Source organism: Paenibacillus sp. FSL R7-0331 (genome assembly GCF_000758645.1).
Lineage (GTDB): Bacteria > Bacillota > Bacilli > Paenibacillales > Paenibacillaceae > Paenibacillus_AQ > Paenibacillus_AQ camerounensis.
Genome location: NZ_CP009284.1, coordinates 6,177,757 through 6,197,963 on the forward strand (window position 1 = coordinate 6,177,757; position 20,207 = coordinate 6,197,963).

General features: G+C 51.2%; 15 protein-coding genes and 1 riboswitch. Of the genes, 3 read left to right on the top strand and 12 right to left on the bottom strand.

The features are described 5' to 3' along the window. Nucleotides 1–321 precede the first annotated feature (321 nt). Entirely contained in the window at nucleotides 322–2,025 is a 1,704-nt protein-coding gene (locus R70331_RS26895; RefSeq protein ID WP_052419237.1) for a peptidase G2 autoproteolytic cleavage domain-containing protein, read from the bottom strand. A 206-nt stretch (nucleotides 2,026–2,231) separates the two neighbouring features. On the opposite strand from R70331_RS26895, the gene R70331_RS26900 reads away from it, so the two are divergent. Further along, a complete protein-coding gene (locus R70331_RS26900) occupies nucleotides 2,232–3,272 on the top strand; it encodes an LLM class flavin-dependent oxidoreductase (RefSeq protein WP_042180959.1) in 1,041 nt (346 codons plus the stop codon). An 89-nt stretch (nucleotides 3,273–3,361) separates the two neighbouring features. Here the strand turns inward: R70331_RS26900 and R70331_RS26905 are convergent, their stop codons facing one another. Further along, nucleotides 3,362–3,802, bottom strand: a complete 441-nt coding sequence (locus R70331_RS26905; protein ID WP_042180961.1) for a hypothetical protein — start codon at nucleotides 3,800–3,802, stop codon at nucleotides 3,362–3,364. A gap of 27 nt (nucleotides 3,803–3,829) precedes the next feature. Then, entirely contained in the window at nucleotides 3,830–4,966 is a 1,137-nt protein-coding gene (locus R70331_RS26910; protein WP_042180963.1) for a copper amine oxidase N-terminal domain-containing protein, read from the bottom strand. Nucleotides 4,967–5,124: 158 nt separating this feature from the next. On the opposite strand from R70331_RS26910, the gene R70331_RS26915 reads away from it, so the two are divergent. Then, nucleotides 5,125–6,231: a hypothetical protein gene (locus tag R70331_RS26915; RefSeq protein ID WP_052419238.1), complete on the top strand. Its 1,107-nt coding sequence runs from the start codon at nucleotides 5,125–5,127 to the stop codon at nucleotides 6,229–6,231. Nucleotides 6,232–6,327: 96 nt separating this feature from the next. On the opposite strand, the gene R70331_RS26920 is transcribed toward R70331_RS26915, so the two are convergent. From R70331_RS26920 to R70331_RS26930, 3 genes are all read right to left on the bottom strand, one after another. Beyond that, nucleotides 6,328–6,819 carry a cysteine hydrolase family protein gene (locus R70331_RS26920; RefSeq protein ID WP_042180965.1) on the bottom strand — a complete coding sequence of 164 codons (492 nt, stop codon included), beginning with the start codon at nucleotides 6,817–6,819 and terminating at the stop codon, nucleotides 6,328–6,330. Between the two features lie 100 nt (nucleotides 6,820–6,919). Beyond that, entirely contained in the window at nucleotides 6,920–8,134 is a 1,215-nt protein-coding gene (locus tag R70331_RS26925; RefSeq protein WP_081947763.1) for a mannitol-1-phosphate 5-dehydrogenase, read from the bottom strand. Nucleotides 8,135–8,170: 36 nt separating this feature from the next. Continuing rightward, the gene (locus R70331_RS26930; protein ID WP_042180967.1) at nucleotides 8,171–8,854 is read right to left on the bottom strand and encodes an HAD family hydrolase; all 684 of its coding nucleotides are present in this window, start codon (nucleotides 8,852–8,854) and stop codon (nucleotides 8,171–8,173) included. Between the two features lie 411 nt (nucleotides 8,855–9,265). Then, nucleotides 9,266–9,410: riboswitch (cyclic di-AMP (ydaO/yuaA leader) on the top strand. A gap of 144 nt (nucleotides 9,411–9,554) precedes the next feature. Here R70331_RS26930 and R70331_RS26935 point away from each other — a divergent pair. Then, nucleotides 9,555–10,718 carry a KamA family radical SAM protein gene (locus R70331_RS26935; protein WP_042180969.1) on the top strand — a complete coding sequence of 388 codons (1,164 nt, stop codon included), beginning with the start codon at nucleotides 9,555–9,557 and terminating at the stop codon, nucleotides 10,716–10,718. Nucleotides 10,719–10,794: 76 nt separating this feature from the next. Here the strand turns inward: R70331_RS26935 and R70331_RS26940 are convergent, their stop codons facing one another. The 6 genes from R70331_RS26940 to R70331_RS26965 form a co-directional block, all read right to left on the bottom strand. Continuing rightward, entirely contained in the window at nucleotides 10,795–11,709 is a 915-nt protein-coding gene (locus tag R70331_RS26940; RefSeq protein WP_042180971.1) for a DUF6612 family protein, read from the bottom strand. Between the two features lie 221 nt (nucleotides 11,710–11,930). After that, nucleotides 11,931–14,984: a beta-galactosidase, LacZ type gene (locus R70331_RS26945; RefSeq protein ID WP_042180973.1), complete on the bottom strand. Its 3,054-nt coding sequence runs from the start codon at nucleotides 14,982–14,984 to the stop codon at nucleotides 11,931–11,933. Between the two features lie 33 nt (nucleotides 14,985–15,017). Next, the gene (locus R70331_RS26950; RefSeq protein ID WP_039877315.1) at nucleotides 15,018–15,842 is read right to left on the bottom strand and encodes a carbohydrate ABC transporter permease; all 825 of its coding nucleotides are present in this window, start codon (nucleotides 15,840–15,842) and stop codon (nucleotides 15,018–15,020) included. Next, nucleotides 15,842–16,729, bottom strand: coding sequence for a carbohydrate ABC transporter permease (locus R70331_RS26955; protein WP_042183316.1), 888 nt, complete (start codon nucleotides 16,727–16,729; stop codon nucleotides 15,842–15,844). The genes R70331_RS26950 and R70331_RS26955 overlap by 1 nt, the downstream gene beginning before the upstream one ends. A 118-nt stretch (nucleotides 16,730–16,847) precedes the next feature. After that, the gene (locus tag R70331_RS26960; protein ID WP_042180975.1) at nucleotides 16,848–18,158 is read right to left on the bottom strand and encodes an ABC transporter substrate-binding protein; all 1,311 of its coding nucleotides are present in this window, start codon (nucleotides 18,156–18,158) and stop codon (nucleotides 16,848–16,850) included. Between the two features lie 277 nt (nucleotides 18,159–18,435). Then, nucleotides 18,436–20,193 carry a sensor histidine kinase gene (locus tag R70331_RS26965; RefSeq protein WP_156131273.1) on the bottom strand — a complete coding sequence of 586 codons (1,758 nt, stop codon included), beginning with the start codon at nucleotides 20,191–20,193 and terminating at the stop codon, nucleotides 18,436–18,438. Between the last annotated feature and the right edge of the window lie 14 nt (nucleotides 20,194–20,207).

The window sequence follows — 20,207 nt, forward strand, 5'->3', positions numbered from 1 at the left end:
TATATTTAATTGGATTTTCGCAGCTTAATTCTATCAGCACACAGTATTTAGGGTCATTAGGTGGAAAATAGTCATTTAATTCGGGCTGCAGAGCTGCTGAGGCCATAAAATGTATAATTAGGTGGCATTCTTCCCGCTAATCCGCCCATACCGGCTGTCACTAGTGAAATAGGTTGCATTTTTCCACTTAAGCTACTCAAACGACTCGGTGGTGGGACAACGATTTCACCGCCAAGCGGATCATCCCCTCATAGCGCTAATTAGCTAATTATATGAATGCAGGAATATCCCTTCCTCAACCGCCTTATTCCAAGCTCCTGCCTATCGCACAAAAATTCGTACCTGGTCATCCCGTGTACGGTTCATGACCCGGTATCCGGCAGAAGCGTCTGTCGCAATGCCTTCGGCATTCGGCATACAATAGCCTCCCGGACGGCAGGTACCGTCATCACGGACAAGCAGCTTGCCGACTACCCCGACTGCCACCCACTCGTCTCTTTGCATTCGCGGTATATACTCTTCTGCGGCGTTCCAGTCCGGATTCAGGACCGGTTCTATTACGGAAGAGGCTGCGCGGACTACATTGCCCTCTGTATCCTTGACCTCCGGCACCTCAACCTCCCGGTACTGAATCCGGTCCCATTCATCTGTCACGAGCAGCTTATGCCAGCGCAAATCACTGGAATCCGCCAGAATAGCCGGTCTTCCGCTGACTACCCCAAGAATGTACGAATCCCCGGCATGGGCTCTGCGGATCTTCTCGCTTCCCCCGTCAAAGGTGACAAAATATCCGGGCTCCAGCGCCTGGCCGTCAGACGTCTCGAACATCTCCGCATAATCGGCTGCAGCCGGGGAAATAACAGTACCGTCCAGATAAAGATTCCCTGTAGCACCTTCAATTACTGCTGAATTAAGACTTGGCCCTACCGCCAGCCCGTTAGCCAGATGCCAGGAATAGGCGAACCGTGTTGAACCGTTCCGGCCCATAATATGCGAGCCGGTATGCCCGGGCATCACAGTCGTATTCTCGCCTTCAGCATGCGAATTCGCCCCGAAGGCCTGCGTCATGAAGCCCTCAGCATGCGAAGCCTGTCCGTCAGCTGTTGTATTGGCGCCTTCGGCATGGGCATAGGCGCCGCTGGCCAGTGTACTTACGCCTTCGGCATGGCTGAAGGGGCCGCTGGCTACTGAGTTAGCCCCCTCCGCATGAGCTGACGGGCCGCTGGCCGTCGTCTGGAAGCCTTCGGCATGAGAAGCCGTCCCGCTGGCCGTTGTGCTCTGACCCTCAGTGTGGGAACCGAGATTTCCGCTGGCAATTGTCCGGAAGCCTTCAGCATGGGCAGCCGTCCCGCTGGCCGTTGTACTCTGACCCTCGGCATGGGCGAAGTCAGCCTGTGCCACCGGCCCCGCCGCAGCCGTTATATCCGTGGTTCCGCCTTCCGCGTGGGAGGCAAAGCCCAGTGAGGTTGTACCCACTCCCTCCGCATGAGAGCCTGCACCACCCGCAAAGTTTGGTGCCGGATTGCCCTGCTGGTCGGCACCGCCGCCTTCAGCATGAGATGCCCTTCCGGCCGCCGAGTTCCCTTCTCCTTCGGCGTGGGCACTTGCTGCACCGGCTTGAGTCGATGTGCTGAAGCCTTCCGTATGCGAATAGTCTCCCCAAGCCTGTGTTGCATTGCCTTCGGCGTGGGCTTCCGCTCCTGCTGCCAGTGTCATGGAACCTTCCGTATGCGTGCTCTCTCCCAGTGCATGAGTCATATATCCCTCAGCATGCGAAGCCACTCCGCTGGCCGTTGTTGAGGTGCCTTCAGCATGGGCCGTATCATTCGTTGCCTGTGTAAGATAACCTTCAGCATGGGATGCACTGGCACTTGCGACTGTGGTGCTGCCCTCTGCGTGTGAGCTGTTTCCGCCGGCAACCGTGGAAAACCCTTCTGAGTGCGCAGCTGCGCCGCTCGCAGTCGTGTTCAATCCTTCAGCATGGGCGGCGAAGCCGCTCGCCGTATTTCCTATCCCTTCTCCCACTCCTGATCACCGCTTTCGTCCGTTATACAATAAACTATGTCCCACGATGGAGGCCAGTAACGGCAGAACGGTCCAGGTTATCCAAATTGGTGTATAACACGGCAGGTCAGAGCAGTATAAAATAAATCCAGGAATTTCACTTACTAAAGTTGAGAAACATTAAAAAGTATAGTAAGATAACGATATGAAAAGGGAGGCGGATTAAGATGGAAATAGGAATCAGTACTTTTTTGGAAACGACACCCGATCCGGTAACCGGCAAGGTAATCAGCCATGCTGAAAGACTGCGCGAGGCAGTAGAGGAAATCGTCCTTGCCGACCAGGCCGGACTGGATGTGTATGGAATCGGAGAGCATCACCGTGCCGACTATGCCGGAAGCGCGCCTGCGGTTGTACTGGCGGCGGCGGCAGCAATGACCAAGAGCATCCGGCTTACCAGCGCCGTATCTGTACTGTCGTCAGATGATCCGGTACGGGTCTATCAGCAATTCGCCACACTTGACGGCATTTCGAACGGAAGGGCGGAGATTATGGCAGGACGGGGATCTTTTATCGAGTCCTTCCCGCTGTTCGGCTACAGTCTGGATGATTATAATGAATTATTTGAAGAAAATCTCGAGCTGCTGCTTAAAATCCGCGCCTCCGAGAAGGTAACCTGGCGCGGCGGCCACCGTCCGGCAATCGACAATCTGCCGGTTTATCCGCGTGCGGTTCAGGACCCGCTGCCGGTGTGGATTGCAACAGGCGGCAACCCGGAATCAGCCATCCGGGCCGGCACACTCGGTCTCCCGGTAGCGTTCGCCATCATCGGCGGCATGCCGGAACGCTTTGCACCGCTGGTGAAGCTCTATAAGGAAGCGGCTGCACGGGCCGGACATAACCCCGACAAGCTGCAGATTGCTACTCATTCCCACGGCTTCGTCGGAGAAACTACAGAGCAGGCAGCCGCCTTGTTCTACCCGTCCACCCAGGCACAGATGAATGTTATCGGGCGTGAACGCGGCTGGGGCCAGACCTACAACCGGGCCACCTATGATGACGCCCGCAGCCTGCGCGGAGCACTGTATGTCGGTGACTCCGAGTACGTCGCCGAGAAGATTATTCTGCTGCACAAAAATCTGGGTGTAACCCGGTTCTTCCTCCACGTCAATGTCGGTACGATGCCGCACCGTGAGGTTATGCGCGCGATTGAGCTGCTCGGCACTAAGGTTGCGCCGATTGTACGGCAGGAGCTGGCCCGGAAATAATTGCTATTCAATATAAAAGAGATGCCCTGCAGACCGTCCCCCCGGTTGTAGCGCATCTCTTTTTTGATAATATTGTACCTGAGTTATATCTAACCGCCGATAGAATCGAATTTGCTCACGACTCCGTTTTTATACACTTGAATGGCATTGTAGTCCCGGCTGCTGTCGCCCAGCTCAAAGAACCTTATTTTCCCCAGCCGCTTATCGGTATACTCCATTGTTCCCAGCTCATTCACGTCTAATCTCAATAAATGGTCCTTTAACTCGCTCTTCAACGACTCCAGATACCGTGCCTCCTCATCCTGGCCGGTTACCAAATGATTAACGATAAGGTAGGCCTGCTCTCCGGCAGGAGAATAAAGATACAGTCCGCTCTCATCCTTGATCTGGTCTACAAAGCTCTTAGCTCCGCTGCTAAGCTGCTGCAACTCCACTTCTTTGGGCTCTCCGGAGGCAAAATTACTGCAGCCTGCTACAAGGGCAGCCATACAGATTGATAGACAGCGTGCTACAACCGTTATTTTTCCCATTACACTCCTCCTTGGCCGGCGCCAGCTTTATTTCGAATCCACTGTATACGTCACCGTTTTCACTTTCCCGTCAGGCAGCGTTGCATAGGTGAAGGTCATCACGTTGCCCTCCCGCTTCTTCAGCACCAGCATTTTAGTCAGATAGAAATCATCCGATCCGTCCGCCCGGTCCCACTCCTTACGGTCCCCGGCACTGATTAATTGTTCACTAAGATTGGTCACTGCACCGCTTGCCGTATTAATTGCATACAGCTGTGTATTGGTGATTAACCTTGCAAGAATTATATCTTGTGCCGCATATTCAATGGTGTATTGTCCCTGTGTGCCTGTGATGGCTTCAAGATTAAACAGCTTGCCCGGACTGCCGTCTGCATTAATGTACTGAACGCTTCCGCCATCTGTCATGTAGAGCTGAGAGGTTGTTAGCAGCGGAGCCTTTATGTATGACCTGATAATATAGTGATATTCCATCTGCTTCAAGATTTTTCCGTTCTGAATCAGAACCTGGTAGCTATTGCTGAAATCATTGAACATGGCATAGTGGTTATCCGTGAGCAGCAAAAGCTCCGTACCCTTACCTACATTCTTAACCTCAAGGCTATGGGTATAAACCAGGTCAGCAAACGGAAGCTCACCGATCAGTACCGGTTTGCCGGAAGCAGAGGTGCTATAAAAGACATCGCCGTTTTTTTGTGAAACCCAGTAGGTTCTGCCTTGGGACGAAGCAACAGAGTAGCGCAGCTCATCTACAATGTTCAAGCTGCCCGCGCTTTTGTCATACACCGTTTTGCCGCCCAGCAGACTGACTGCGGACACCAGCGGCACATAGATTTTACCTTTGAGAATACGCGGCGCCTTAGTCAGGCTTGATGCAGTACCATCTACAGTTGCCCTGACAGTACCGGCAGTCAGGGTAACTTCGCGGCCTGGGCGGATCAGCTTTGCCGACTTCGCAGTCTGGTTCCAGCTGAGGGAGTAGCCCATACTCAGTGCCAGCTGCTGCAGCGGAACAAGCGTAGTTCCTGCCGTAACCACTTGGCTGCTCCCCATTGATGTTTCTTTGTAATTCAACATAATAGTACTGTCTGCGGCCGCTGCTGCCGATCCCGGACTTAAAGCGATGGCCGCGGCCAGAATACCGGCTGCGAGCTTCCAATTTCTCATTATGTAACGCTCCCCTATAATAGAATAGCTTCTGTACTATTGGACGAGCGTATTTGGAAAAAGTTTCTATTAATCAATTTTTCATAATAAGGTCCGCTGTTATACTAGTTATAAACATTCACTTTTATAGTTGAATGCTTTAAGGAGGTTAATCTATCGTGTTTAAAGACGTTACTTTTCCCGTACTATTACCAGATCCCGGTAATATTATTGCCATGCACGCATTAAATGCAACAGGATTGTGTCCAATATCCTTACTGGCCTTAAATCAGGAGGCGGAGCTCTGGCGGCTTGATCTGCATTCCGGGATTGCAGTCAAACTGCTGCAAGTGGATATTCCCGGGTTCAATCCGGCACATCCGCAGCAGCTTGTACTTTCAAAAAATGAACGATATGCCGGGGTCTCCAACCGCTTTGGCCAGCATGCTGCACTCTATGATTTGCAGAGTCTTCAAGAGGTGATGAAGCTGTCGAGAGACGATTATCATCATAATACATGTACGTTCCCCTTGGCCTTCACAGAGCTGGATAACCGCACCGTTCTTATAAAGGGTTCACAATGGAACCGGTTGGATCTGGTCGATGTAGAAACCGGAAAGCTGCTGACTGAACGAGAATCACCAGTGAACGATCATGAAACCAGGATAACACCGGAACATTACCTGGATTATTTCTTTGGCAAGCTGCATCTTTCGCCTGACGGGGAATGGATTATCAATACGGGATGGATCTGGCATCCTATCGGCAGGATCCGCGCCTGGCATCTTCCCTCCTGGGCCTCCAACCGCTGGGAAGCAGAGGATGGCCCTACCTTGCATAACGTGTGGGATTATTTGGAGGATTGGGATTACCCTATAGCTTGGATAGATGATTATACGTTCGCAGTATGGGGCAAAATCGAAACCGATTTATACGATGAAGAGGACGGCGGGCTGGATATCTATGGAGATGGAAAAGATTCCATGATGCTGGCATTCTTTGATGTGCGGACCGGAGAACGGATGAAATTCTTCGTGCGGATGCCGGAATTCCGCGTCAGCTCAGATCTAGACGATGTTTTTGTTTATCCGCATGCCCAGCTGGCACAGGTCCATCGAAAACTTGTGTTATGGGGACAAGACATCGGTCTTTCCGTCTTAAATCCTGATACCGGTGATATAGAGTACACTGAGCGGACGTTGTGTCCTGATCTATACCATGAGTCGGCCGGGCTATTCATCCAGACTGATGAATACGGCCGTTTTACCGGTCTGAAATTGATGTAACAACCGCTATGCTGCAGGTAATCTTTATATACAAAAGCCACTCCGTCTTGTCTGCAGAAAAAAAAAACTGCGGCAGGACGGGGTGGCTTTAGCTCTCTATTGGCTAATCAAATAATGAATCACCGGATACGAGATCAGGTTACGGTCTCTATAGGCAGCAGTGATCACGTCGCTGTGTGCACTCAGAATACCATTTTGCAGCAGCACCGGCCGGAAGCCCCGCTCACTTGCCCCGTTATAGGTAAACTGCACGCAGTGCTCTGCCGAGAAGCCGGAAATAATCAGCAGCTCAACGCCGTGATTCTTCAACATCTGCTCCAGCTCCGTCTTCCAGAATGCATTCGAATACTCCTTGGTCACCTTCAGATCACTGTCTGCCACCTGAATTTCCGGCATGATATCGTAGCGCTCCTTAGCCGCTTCCTCCATCCCTTCAATATCCTGAATATGAATGACCAGCTGATCCTTCTCCCGGAGCATATCCGAAACATAGTTGATATATTCACAGGCGCGGTCCAGTGTCTTCTTGTCTACGTGATCCCGCACATGAATTTCCTGCATATCAATGATTAAATAGCCCAGCTTCATTAAGGCCCTCCTTGTTGTAAAAAGATATGCCGATATCGTACAACATAATGGAAGGGAAGCCAAATGAAACTATGCTAAGCTGCAGTCAAGAAAACCCTATTCAGCCGGACAATCCGGATAAATCATGCTTCATCGCCGCGAACCCGCTGCCGGACATATGCGGATAGCGCAGGCACAGCTTGTTGTATTCGGCCAGGATGAGGGCGTGCAGCGGATGTTCCTTGGGAATCTCCAGGTTGCCAGCAATGGCTTCACGGACACCCTGAGTCCGGATAATCTGTTGAAGCTGTTGGGCTTCCGGGTCTTTAGGAGCGTCGAAGAACAGCGCAGCAGCAATTGCGGAGAGCAGATGCGGTGTCTTCAGACCAAGCTTATGGGCTTGCATCGCCGGCAGCACCAGTCTGTCCTTGGATGCGAGCTTTCTTAGAGGAGAACGCCCCACCCGGGCAACGGAATCGCTAAGCCCCGGATTCATGAACCGCCGCATTATTTTCTCAATGTAATTCTGATGACCCTGGGGGTCCAACCCGTACAACTGCACCAGCACCTTACCTGTCTCCTCCAGCACCCCGCGGACAAGCGAGCGGATACCCGGCTCCTCCATGGCCTCCTGAATACTGGTATGTCCCTCCAGATAACCGAAGTAAGCCGCGCTGCAATGACCTGTATTGACAGTGAACAGCTTGCGTTTAAGGTAGGGGTCAAGAGAGTCCACATAATGTGCACCTTCGATTTCTATATGGTCCTCAAGCAGATCCTCACGGGGAATCACCCATTCGCTGAACGGTTCAACGAGGATTTCAAGCGGATCTTTATGCTGCTGGACAGGGACGATGCGGTCAATCATCACGTTGGGGAAGGCGATGGAGATATCGGCCATTTCTTGGAAAGATCGCTTCATATGCGCATACACGGAGTTTTTGAGCCGTCCGCTGCTGTTAATTCCGTTCTCACAGGCAATCACATGCAGCGGCTTAAGATTACTATTGCAGAGTCTTAATTCAATCCCCCGGGCAATTGTGCCCGAGATATCATCCAGCGCCGAAATTCCTACTGCAGTCGTTACAATTTCTGCTTCCGCGATCGCATGTGCCACTTCCTCCGTATGATCCAGATGTAGGGCGGTCACGTTATTGATCATATAGCTGTCACGGTTTTCATTGGCAAGCGTAAGCGGATACTGCCCCTGTTCCTGCAGCCTGGAGATCTTTTGTTTATTCCTTCCAACAAAACACACTCTGTACCCGGAGCGCGACAGCATTGGTCCAATGAAGCCCCGGCCAATATTGCCCGCCCCAAAATGAACGGCATTCAATATAAATCCCCCCTTGTTAGATGAACTTATAGTTGTTTATGAATTCACAGCTTCGAAGCAGCGACGGCTGATCATATGATCAAAATCCAGCAGACTCAGACTTTCCACAGTATGATACGGTGTGGGCGGAGTGTCGAATTCGAGGAAGCTGGTAATGTCATTCGGAATGACCACACAGTTCATCCCCGCCGCCGCAGCCGCCCTGAAGCCGTTCGGAGAATCTTCTATGGCGACTGCTTCCTCTGGCGAAAGGCCGAGACAGGACAGTGCCTGATTATATAGCTCGGGGTCCGGCTTCACGTTAGCAACATGATCCGAAGTCCGGATGCAGTCAAAATAATCACGGATGCCCAGCTGCTGCAGATACCGCTCCACCCATTCCATCGAAGAGCTTGAAGCGAGTCCCATGTGCAGCCCGGCTTCTTTGGCGGCGTCCAGATAATTCTGCACTCCGGGGCGGATTGCCTCCAGCTCCATGAGCTTGCTGTGCCGCTGCTGGACAGACGTTCTGAATTCCATTTTATCAATCGGAAGCTGAAGCTCGGTCATTAAATACTCGTACGGGTTGAAGCTGTTCAGGCTTGTTCCGATACAGGTAGAATACTGCTCAAGCGTCAGCTCTACCCCGTGCTCCTCATAAGCCTCGCTAAAGGCGGTGTACCAGGCAGTTTCGGTATCGATAATCGTTCCGTCAAAATCAAAGATAATCCCCTTGATCAAAATCAATCATCTCCCTCGGTCTTATGGTATTGGTTTGCCTGTCAAAACCTTAACAAACGATTTTTGCATCCGTCAAGCGCGATAGCTGACATGAAAAGCGTTGTTTCCGCTTACAAAAAGCGGTGGTAACCGCTTCATCTGCGGGAAAAAGAAGCGCCTGCAGAGAAGCTTTCCGCCTGCCCGTCCTGCCTGTTCAACCCCTTGACAACCGCGGGTTATCCCGTTCCCCCCCGGGAGATTACAAGGTTAAAAAGCCCCCGCTGTACAAGCAGACGGTAAACATGACATCAAAAAAAATTTTTCGCACCCCAAAAAATGCCCTGTATTCCGGCCTTGCGGCATGAAGCCAAGCCTAACGGTGCAAAATTAACTTTGGCAATACTTTTGACTTTAGGAAACTTAGTGGGTTATACTTTAACCACGCTTAATTTCCAGCATTTACTGTCTGGAAAGCGGGGGAACCAGTCAATTGGGGCGAATCATTGAGCTATGCAATGTAGGGTACCATCTTACCCGAGTCCGTCAGCTAACCTCGTCAGTAGTGGATGGGTCTGCTTTTTTATGTTTCCAATAACATGAGACCCTTGTGCTAAGGGTCTCTTTTTGTGCTTTTTAAGAGGCCCTGCTGGCTGCCAGTTTGGCTTTTTGACATCAAGGCTCCCTCTTGTCTCGTCATTATGAGAACAAAGGAGAGATTCATGTGCAAAAGGTACGATACATAACCGACATTAACAAAATGGAAATGCTGCCCGAAGCAGAAAGGTCACGATTGAAGGAGATCACAGACAAATTTGTGTTTCGGGCCAACGACTATTACTTGTCCCTGATCGATTGGGAAGACCCGAACGATCCTATCCGCAGGCTGGTCATCCCAGGGGAGGGAGAGCTTTTGGAGTATGGGGAGTGGGATGCCTCCGATGAGGGGGCTAACTATGTGGTTCCCGGCTGCCAGCACAAATACCGGACGACGGCGCTCCTGATCGTCTCCGAGGTCTGCGGAGCTTATTGCCGTTATTGCTTCCGGAAACGGCTGTTCCGCAACGATGTCAAGGAAGCCCCTTCCGATGTTACCGCCGGTATCGAGTATATCGCCGCCCATCCGGAAATTAACAATGTTCTGCTGACCGGAGGCGACAGCCTGATTCTTTCTACGTCCAGGCTGAGGTTCATTATTGAGAGCCTGCGGGCCATTCCCCATGTCAAAATCATCCGCCTCGGCTCCAAGCTGCCGGTATTTAATCCGATGCGCATCTATCAGGACCCCGAGCTGCTCGACCTGATCTGCACTCACTCCACTGTAGAGAAGCGGATCTACATCATGGCACATATTAATCATCCCCGGGAGCTTACCCCGGAGGCAAAGCGGGCCGTCCGGGCACTGCATGACGCAGGCGCAATCATCGTTAACCAGACACCGGTGCTGAAGGGGATCAATGATGATCCTGCTGTTCTGGGCGAGCTGCTCGACCGCCTCTCCTGGGCCGGAATTACGCCCTATTATTTCTTCATTAACCGGCCTATTGCCGGCAACCGTGAGTTCGTCCTGCCGCTTGAGCAGGTGTACCGGATCGTCGAGGAAGCCAAAGCCAGAACCTCAGGCCTCGGCAAAAGAGTCCGGCTCTCCATGAGCCACTCCTCCGGCAAAATCGAAATTCTGGCTATTGAGCAAGGTAAAGCCTATCTCAAATACCATCAGTCCCGGGATCAGGAGTATGGTAAATTCATGATTCTCGATTGTCCTGAGGACGCTGAATGGTTCGACGACCTGCCTGGAAACGAGCAGTACTGGAGCAGACCTCTGAAGAAAAATGCGGGTGTATTGCCGGCTAATGTATCGTTGCAGGAGACTGTTACTGCAAAGTAAGGTTGACTATTGAAACAACGGCAGCCCCGGAGAGCTGAATATCCCCCGGGGCTGTTCATTATATCCAGTATAAGCTCTACTCCAGCTCAGCCGGCTTAACAATCGTTGCGGTCTTATTATTCTTAGAGTATTTGGCTTCAATCTTGGTGGTGTATATATCCTTCGCTCCGTCAGCAGCCAGTACATAACTCAGGTCAACGGTCAGCTTCTCTGTCTGCCATGTCTTGGTGTTAACGAATACTTTCCAGGTTACACTCTTTGGCTGCAGGGTCTCCCCATCCCACAGATTCTCCTGGTCATATAAGGTAATGACCGCCTTAGCTGCAGCCGGATCAGTCAGTGTAAACTGCATAACAGTCTGTGCTCCGGCAATGCTTACCTTCATTGATTTTTTGTAGGCTTTGACGGAATCCAGCATAGCTGCAGGATCATACTGGCCTTTGGAGTAAAACGTATCCCACTCTTCCTTCTCCAGGTCAATCCAATACTGCGCGTCGGGATCGATCGGCTCTCCGTCACCGTCCGTTACAGCATCAGTATTGCTGAACTCTTCACTATCCTCATAGCTTCCTTCAGAATCTGCGATAAGCTCACTGCCGTCTACCAAATAGTAAGACTCCTTAGCATTAGCGTACAGCTCGTAAGAAGTCTCCAGCAGGCTGACTTTTACACTGCCCGCTGCAGCAAAGGCAGGCAGGCGGTTAATATCCAGATTGAGTGTGTTGGTATTGCTAATCTTCACGCCGCCGCTCTGTACATCCTGTTTCTTGATTACATCAATGTGGAAATTCTTCAATGTCTTCGCCGCTGCCGTTACGTTGCTGATCACCTGATCCGCAGTCGGCACCTTAGCGGCAGGGGCCTTAGCAGCAGGTGTTTTGGCCGCAGCAGCCGACACTGTATCAGAACCCGCCCCCCCTCCAGCCGCTCCCGACAGCAGCACAGCCCCCGCTACCAGACTTGTGCCGATTGTTTTTAGTACCCTTTTCATCCCGAATCTCCCTCTCGGATTGCAATTCCCGCCACAGCAAGCCTCTCCCAAGACTGCCCTTCCGGGTATCCGATCATAATATGTTTGCCATGGGCACTTGTCCCACCCATAATTTATCATGGTGATAATTTCCTGTAAACGGTCCCCTGACCTATACAGTGTACGCAAAAAACAGCCCCGCTCTGAATACCATCAGAACGGGGCCGGCTTCTTTTACAATATTATCTCTCTCCCAAACCCAAACTGGACAGGAAGAATTCATATTCCAGCGGCTGGTCTGCGGGAATTCTGTATTCCGGATGAACCGGTGCGCCCCAGCTGTCGTCACCGCCGACGCCCATTTGTCTGCCGGCAACAGTTACTACAGTGTAGTGAACCTGCGGAAGCTCAAACGGATGAGCGGCATGCTCCAGCTCGAATGCAGTGTATGGTGACAAGGTACACTCTACAGGCGCGCTTGCCGGAGCTGAAATCTGCAGCCCGACTCCCGCTTTATCGGTGATGTTCACACGGCGGACGCCGGTGCGGTTACCTGATTCCTGCGGTACAAGATAGCGGGACGGCAGGTCCTGCACCTTCCGGCTGAATACGCCGAGTCTGGCGCCGAACGCACGGTCAATGTAGTTCTCCTCAGGCCCCATCGCGTACCACTCGGACTGCTCATAGTCAGCGGACATCTTGAAGGACAAGGCTACGATCGGCACATCCGGAAGACCGGCAGCGCCGGAATAACGCGTACGTACTCTTACCGTTCCGTCGCCATACACAGTATAAGCTGTCTTGAACGCCAGCTCTTCATGAATGCTGAACCGGTAATCAAAGCTTACCGTTACCGCACCCTCTTGCTGCTCCAGGGTTACCTCTGCGCATTTGCGGGCCAGGCTTGCTGCATACCAGGCTCCGGCATGGTAACCGAGCTGGGTTCCCTTGTCGTTGTCGGTAGCTGCGCGCCAGAACAGCGGAGCCGGAGGAGCTTCTATCATCTCATGTCCGTGATAGTTCAGCGACACGAGCGATCCGACCTGCTTGGAGAAGATCACGGTGAAGCCTTCGCCAATTACGCCGATCTGCACATCCCCTTCTACCACTTTCAAGGCACCTGCCGGGAGTTCAGCGGGTTCGGCTTCCACATTGAAGATGTGCTCGCCAAAGGCAATTTCATAACCTGCTTCAGCCCACAGCTCTTCTTCCTTCAGCACCAGGGAAGCCTGGATGCTGTATTCACCCGGCGTTCCTTCTGTATGTGGAAGCTCAATCGGTACCAATACTTCGCTTTGCGGAGCTGCGCTGACATCTGTGGTCCATTTGCCAAGCAGTTCGCCCTCACAATACAGGCTGTATTCCAGTGCCAGATGATCCGTGCCTGCGAACAGGCTTTCATTAATCACACGGATACCACTCTGCTCCGGCGCAAGCTTATAGTTCTGATACAGGAATTTAACCTCCTGCATCTTCGGTGTCCATTTCCGGTCAGCAAAGACAATACCATTCCCGCAGAAGCTGTAATCCGTCGGACGGTCGCCGAAGTCACCGCCGTATGCGAAGAACTCGTTACCATAGCGGTCCTTCTTTAGAATCGACTGGTCAATGTAATCCCAGATGAAGCCGCCCTGATACATCGGGTACTTGTTCTCAAGCTCGGTATATTTGTGCATACCGCCGACAGAGTTGCCCATTGCATGCATGTATTCACAGCTGAGATACGGCTTGTCCGGATTAGCGTTCAAATATTCCTCAATATCGGCCGGCTTGGCATACATCCGGCTCTCCATATCGCTTGTATCATTATAATTGCGGTCATAGAACACGCCTTCATAGTGCACGAGACGACTGTTGTCCCGGCTGCGGAACCAGTTCGCCACATCCAGAATGACTTGCCCTGCATATGATTCGTTACCGCAGGACCAGATCAGAATGGACGGATGGTTCTTGTCCCGCTCCACCATATTGACCGCACGGTCCAGCACGATGTCATGCCATTTCGGATCATTGTGCGGAATATTCCAGGACGGCTCAACCGCGCCCATCTTTTGCCAGGAGCCGTGCGTTTCCAGGTTCATCTCGTCGATTACATAAACCCCGTATTCATCGCACAGCTCATACCATAACGTCTGGTTCGGATAATGCGAGGTACGTACAGCGTTGATGTTGCTTCTTTTCAATGTCTCAATATCCCACAGCATATCCTCGCGGGTAATGTTGCGGCCGGTGCGGCAGTTGAACTCATGGCGGTTGACGCCCTTGAAGACAATCCGCTTGCCGTTGATGCACATCAGCTTGTTCTTCATCTCGAACCGGCGGAAGCCGGCCTTCTGTACAATAGCTTCCACAACCGCTCCGTCTGCACCCGTCAAAGTAAGACAAACGGTATAGAGATATGGATTCTCTGCACTCCAGGTCAGAACATCGGCAACGTCTCCTGAGAGCGTAAGCTCCTGCCCGTTAAAGGTACCTTCAGTACTCAGGCGAATTTCCCCGTCCCGGTCCTTTAGCTCAAGCTTCGCGCTGACTGTATCCTGCGGTGTGTCCAGCAGGCGCATAGTTACGTTCAGGCTGCCTTGCGTATAAGTATCGTCCAGCTCAGCCCGTACTTCGAGATCACGGATGTGGACTTTTGGAACTGTATATAAGTAGACTTCACGGAAAATCCCTGAGAAGCGCCAGAAATCCTGATCCTCCAGCCAGCCGCCGGTGCTGCGTTGGTATACCTCAACAGCCAGCTTGTTTTTGCCTGCCCGCATAAACGGAGACAGGTCAAATTCCGATGGAGTGAAGCTGTCCTCGGCATAACCGACGAATTCACCGTTCAGCCAGACATAGAACGCTGATTCTACACCCTGGAAGGAAATAAACAGCGGCCCGTTCTCCATATTCTCCGGCAGGCGGAACTCCTTAACGTAGCTGCCGACCGGATTATGGTCCGGTGAGATGTGCGGCGGACGGAGATCAATCAGCCCATCCCAAGGATACATTGTATTTACATATTGCGGCCGGCCGTAGCCCTGCAGCTGAATATGTCCGGGAACCTGAATATTGTCCCAGCCTGTGCAATTGTATTCTTCCTTATAAAAAGCTTCCACACGGCTTGCCGGATTCGGCGCATAGCTGAATTTCCAGCTTCCGTTCAGGCTGAAGCGCATATCCATCGGCGCTCCGGCCTCCGCCTCAGCCATGTTTGTATAATATCGGTGATCCGAATGAGCTTCCACCCGGTTTACCTTAAAGGTTCCCGGATCTTCCAGCCAGCTCAAGCTTGGGGTAACTGCCAATTTCATTTCCTCCTCAGATAGAAAGTGAATTTTAAATGATTATTTCACTGATCCCACCATACCGGCAACGAACTGCTTCTGCATCAGGAAGAAGACGAGTGCTGTCGGAAGTGTAGAGATAACGACTGCGGCCATAATAACGCCGAAATCCGGGGAGTAGCTGGAGCCCAGGTTCGAGATCAGCAGCGGAATCGTCCGTTTTTCCGGAGTCTGCAGCACGATCAGCGGCCAGAGGTAGTTGTTCCAGCTGGACATGAACGTGATGATTGCAGCGGCGGAATAGGTCGTCTTCATCGTCGGCATGTAGATTTTGAAGAACAGGCCCAGCTCCGACAATCCGTCAATCCGTCCGGCCTCAAGCAGCTCCCGCGGGAACATCTTTGAGCTCTGCCGGAAGAAGAAGATCAGGAACGCCGTCGTAAAGGTCGGAAGAACCACAGCAGCGACTGTATTAACCCCGATTAGCGGAGCAGCAGCCGACAGCTTGGAGAACATCTGATACAGCGGAACCATCAGCGCGGCAAAAGGGATCATCATGGATAATAATAACAGATTGAAGACCATATCCTTCGCTTTGCTGCGGTAAATTTCAAATCCGTATCCGGCCAGGGAAGCAACCAGCAGGGCAAGAACGGTTGTTGTCAGGGCGATTTTGAGCGTATTCCAGAGCGCAGGCACCAGGTTGATCGATTCTGTCAGCTTTCTGATATTGTCGAACAGAGCTGTACCGGGCAGCATTCTGCCCTGCGTGACGTCAACCGAAAGGTTAGTGGCGCTGATAATCATCCACAGAAACGGGAAAATCGAAACGAAAGCTACAATCGACAGAAAAATATAAATGGGGGCACGGCGTAAGCTTCTCATTATTTATCATCACCTGCCAGTTTAATTTGAAGGAAGGCCAGTACAACAATCATGGCTACGATAGAATACGACACGGTAGCGGCATATCCGAAGTCAGGCGTGTACTTGAACGAAAGATTATAAATATATTGGGAAATGGAGAGCGTCGCGTTGCCGGGACCTCCCTTAGTTATATTCATAATTTCATCGAACAGCTGCAGGGTACCAATCGTCGAGGTAATCGACGTAAACAGAATGATTGGCTTGAGGAGCGGCACGGTAATCGCGAAAAATTGTCTCGGACCCGAGGCACCGTCAATTTTTGCAGCTTCATAAATGGAATTGTCGATGTTTTGCAGCGAGGAGAGAAAGAAAATCATATTGTATCCCGTCCAGCGCCAGGTAATGGCGATAATAATGGTAACCTTCGCCCAGAAGGGATCGGAGATCCACTGGATCGGTTCAGACAGGATGTGCATATTCATCAAAGCCAGGTTAATCAGGCCGTCATTGCCAAACAGATATTTGAAGACGACAGAGTATGCTACCAGCGAGGTAACGCAAGGCAGGAAGATCGCTGTACGGAAAAAGCCTTTGAAGCGGAGCTTGCTGTCATTCAGCAGTACCGAAATCATCATCGCAAACACGATCATCACCGGTACCTGTACAATCAGGAACAAGAAGGTATTCTTTACCGCAGTAAAAAAGGTTTTGTCGCTGAGCAGGCGTTTGTAGTTGGATAAACCATCAAAATGAAGATTAGCCCCTGCACCCGTTTTGAACGAAAGCAGCAAGGCCTGAATCATCGGATAAAAATAAAACAGACAGATCATGAGGACGGCTCCTGCAATAAACAGCCAGCCGGTAAGCTTCGCGCGGTTGCGCATGGTATGGTTCACAGCTCTCATTCCTTTCTCTATAACAGGCATAAATCGTTAAAATGGAGAAGCCGCTGTCCTCCGTCCTGGCTCTAGACGGCAGGTAGGGAGGACAGCGGATCATTCAGATATTTACAGGTACCGGATATTACTGGATTTGGGATTCAGCCTGGGATTGTGCATCGGCAAGCGCTTTGTCCAGATCCGTACCGTTCAGGAAGTTCTGCATTTCAACCTTGAGAATATCCTCAAGTGCATAAGTGTGCAGACCGTAGTTTACGTTAGGGATTTCAGCTGTCCATTTTGCAAAGTCAGCGATAACCTTTTGTCCGCCGAAGAATTCATCAGCCGCACCGTAAGCTTCGCCTTCAGCAGCAGGTTTGTAAGTACCTACAACGCCTACATCTGTTACAAGCTTCTGGTACAGGTCAACGTCGGAGCCAAGAGTTGCACCCAGGAATTCAATTGCTGCTTCTTTACCGTCATTGTTCAGCACATACCATGAGCTGCCCCCGAGGTTAGATGCGTGTACAGAGTTAGCTGCATTCTTGAGTTTCGGGAAAGGTACTACTGCCCATTTGCCGGACTGGTCAGCTGTTGCTTTTACAGAAGGTGTGATCCAGTTACCTGTAGGAACCGAAGCAACATCACCGCTGTTGAAGCCTGCCAGGAAGGAGCTCCAGTCGGAGTTGACTTTAACGATATTAGCAGTCATCAGCTCTTTGTAGCTTTCGAAGGCTTCCTTCAGAACCGCATTGTCTTTCAGGTCAGGTGTAGTACCGTCCTCCTTCAGATACCAGGAGCCTGCGGATTGGATCATCATGCGGATCAGCCCCAGATCGTTAGGGTCCTGAGTCAGCATATCTTTACCTGTTTTCTCTTTAATTGCTTTACCGATCTCAATATATTGCTGCCAGTCGATGTCCTGAAGATCATCAACCGTGTAGCCTGCTTCCTGCAGATAATCGGTACGTACGTACAGGCCTACTACACCGGAGTCGAATGGTACACCGTACTGTTTGCCGTCAAAGCTGGTTGGCCCGAGCTTGTATTCAGCGAAATCAGCAGTGTTAATGGCATCGCCCAGCTCCTGAAAAGCATCTGGATACGTTTGCAAGAAGCTTTGTGCACGGTAATCTTCAATCAGAACGATGTTTGGCAGACCGGAAGCAGATCCCGAGTTAAGCCCTGTGTTCAGCTTCTGGATGATGTCATCCTGTGCATATTCAACAACATCGATTTGAGCATCTGCATTTTTTGCCACATAAGCGTCCTTAGCCAGGTTCATTGCAGCGATATTGAAGTTTTTGTCCCAGGCCCAAACGGTGATTTTTTGGTTTCCGCCGGCTGCATTTCCTTCGGATCCTGTATTGGCTTGGTTATTCGTATTTGCGTTACTCGAGCATGCTGTCAGAAGTGTAAATCCGGCGAGCAGAAGCGCGGTAGCTTTTTTCTTCATGATGTAAATCCCCCTAACATGTATTTGAAAGTGCTTTCTTTATCAAGAATATCATCCCGGATGATCATTTCGTTAGAAATGATTTTAGTTAAAATAGTGATAATATTGTGTTCTGTATCCGCTTCCACGGTCCACGGATTAGCATTACTTTTCTCCTTTCGCACTTTTTTTAGGTAAAACAGGCCGCACAGATGCAAGAAGCCGACGCCGTTATGCGGCGCCGGCTTGCGGCGTAGCTGTTATAGTATGCTGCAAAGGCAGCGGTTCAATGCGCTTTTCAGCAAGGAATTCTGATAGAGACCTTCGTCCCCTGGCCCGGAGTACTGGTGATGGTAACGCCATACGGCTCACCGTACAGCAGCAGCAGACGGTCATGGACATTACGGATGCCGATACCGCTGAACAGCTGGCGGCTGCTCGTGGACGCGGGGATCGCCTCTTTGTTGTCCAGATCCATCCCGTCGCCTGTATCGACAACCTCACAGTGCAGCATATCCCGGTCCTTCATGATGGTAACATAGATATAACCCGAGGTTTTGATATTGAAGGCGTGGAAGAAGGCATTCTCAATAAACGGCTGCAGAATCAGCTTTGGCACTTTAGCGCTCATACAGTCCGGTGAGACAAACGTCTCTACCTTGACCCGGCTGCCGTTGCGCACCTGATTAATAAAGACGTAATGCTTCAGGTTAATCAGCTCGTCCTCTACGGTAATCGTCTCTTTCACATTGCTGATCGTATTCTGCAGCAGCGAGATCAGGGCATGGATTGTCTCGGTCGCCTGCTCCTTGCTGCCCCGCTGCACCAGAATATTCACTGAAGCCAGTGTATTGTACAGAAAATGCGGATTGATCTGCTGCTGCAGTGCAGCCAGCTCAGCATTCCGCTGCTCCTTTTGCGTCTCCACCAGCTGGGCGACATAGTCATTCAGCTCTTTAAGCATATAGTTGAAGGCCGTGCTCAGCTGCCTTGTTTCATAGCTGCCGGTGACGGACATATAGTTATGAAAATTCTTTTTGGTCACATTGGACATTTTTTTGACCAGCGTACGCAGGGACAGTGTCAGCCGCTTGGTGAGGAAGTAGATGACGAGTACCGCTACTGCAGCGATGGCTGTACCGATCAGAAAAAGCGTTTTTCTATCGAACAGCGTACCGATGGTCTCATTTTTATCAATCAGGTTCACAATATAAAAGTTGTAGGACGGCAGATAATCAGCCAGAACGATAACTTCGCGCCCGTCAATCGTCAGCTCCTGGCTGGCAAGGCCCGCCTCGGCAATCTGCTTGGCACTGTTCAGAAGATCAGGCGAATAGCTTCCGATCTGCTCCGTACGGTTGCTCGACACAATCCGGGACGACGTATCAAGGAACATGACATCATTCCCCTGGCTGGTAAAGCTGGCATAATTTTTGCGAAAATCACTCTCACGCGTGAACATGTACAGCGTCCCGTAAGGCTCTGCAAGTCCCGGTGCAGTCAGCGCCTTGGCCGCAACCAGCATCCGGTTCTGTGAATTCAGCGGACTTGCATCCATATAGCTGTATACAAGCCGGCCCCCCTGCTCCTGAACCGCCGCTGAAACCGGATTGGCCTTCAGTTCACCGGCAGATCCGGACCAATAGGTGACATCACTGGTATAGCTTCTGCCGTTCCCTCCAAGAATAGACAGGCCTATATTGGCAGCCCCGATTCCGGACTGAATCCGGTCCATCTGGTCGCGCATACTGTAATACCGCCGGAAATTGGCCAGTGAGCTTCCGTCCTGCTCCGTCATAAAGCTGCGGATGACCCCGCTTTGCCCAACGTTGATTGCAGTATTGACTGTAGTGTAGTGAGAGTTATCGAGTGCGCTTTTAATCTGGTTAATGATTTTGGAATTGGTGATACTGAAGGTCTGTACAAACAGCGTCTGCGACATTTGTGCCGTCACTGTGGTAATCAGTACGGTTACGAGCACAATGCTGATGACCATAACGACGAATATTTTGCTGAACAGGCTCTGGTTCTTGAGCTTGCTGAGCCATTTCTCCATTAGTCCCATTGCGG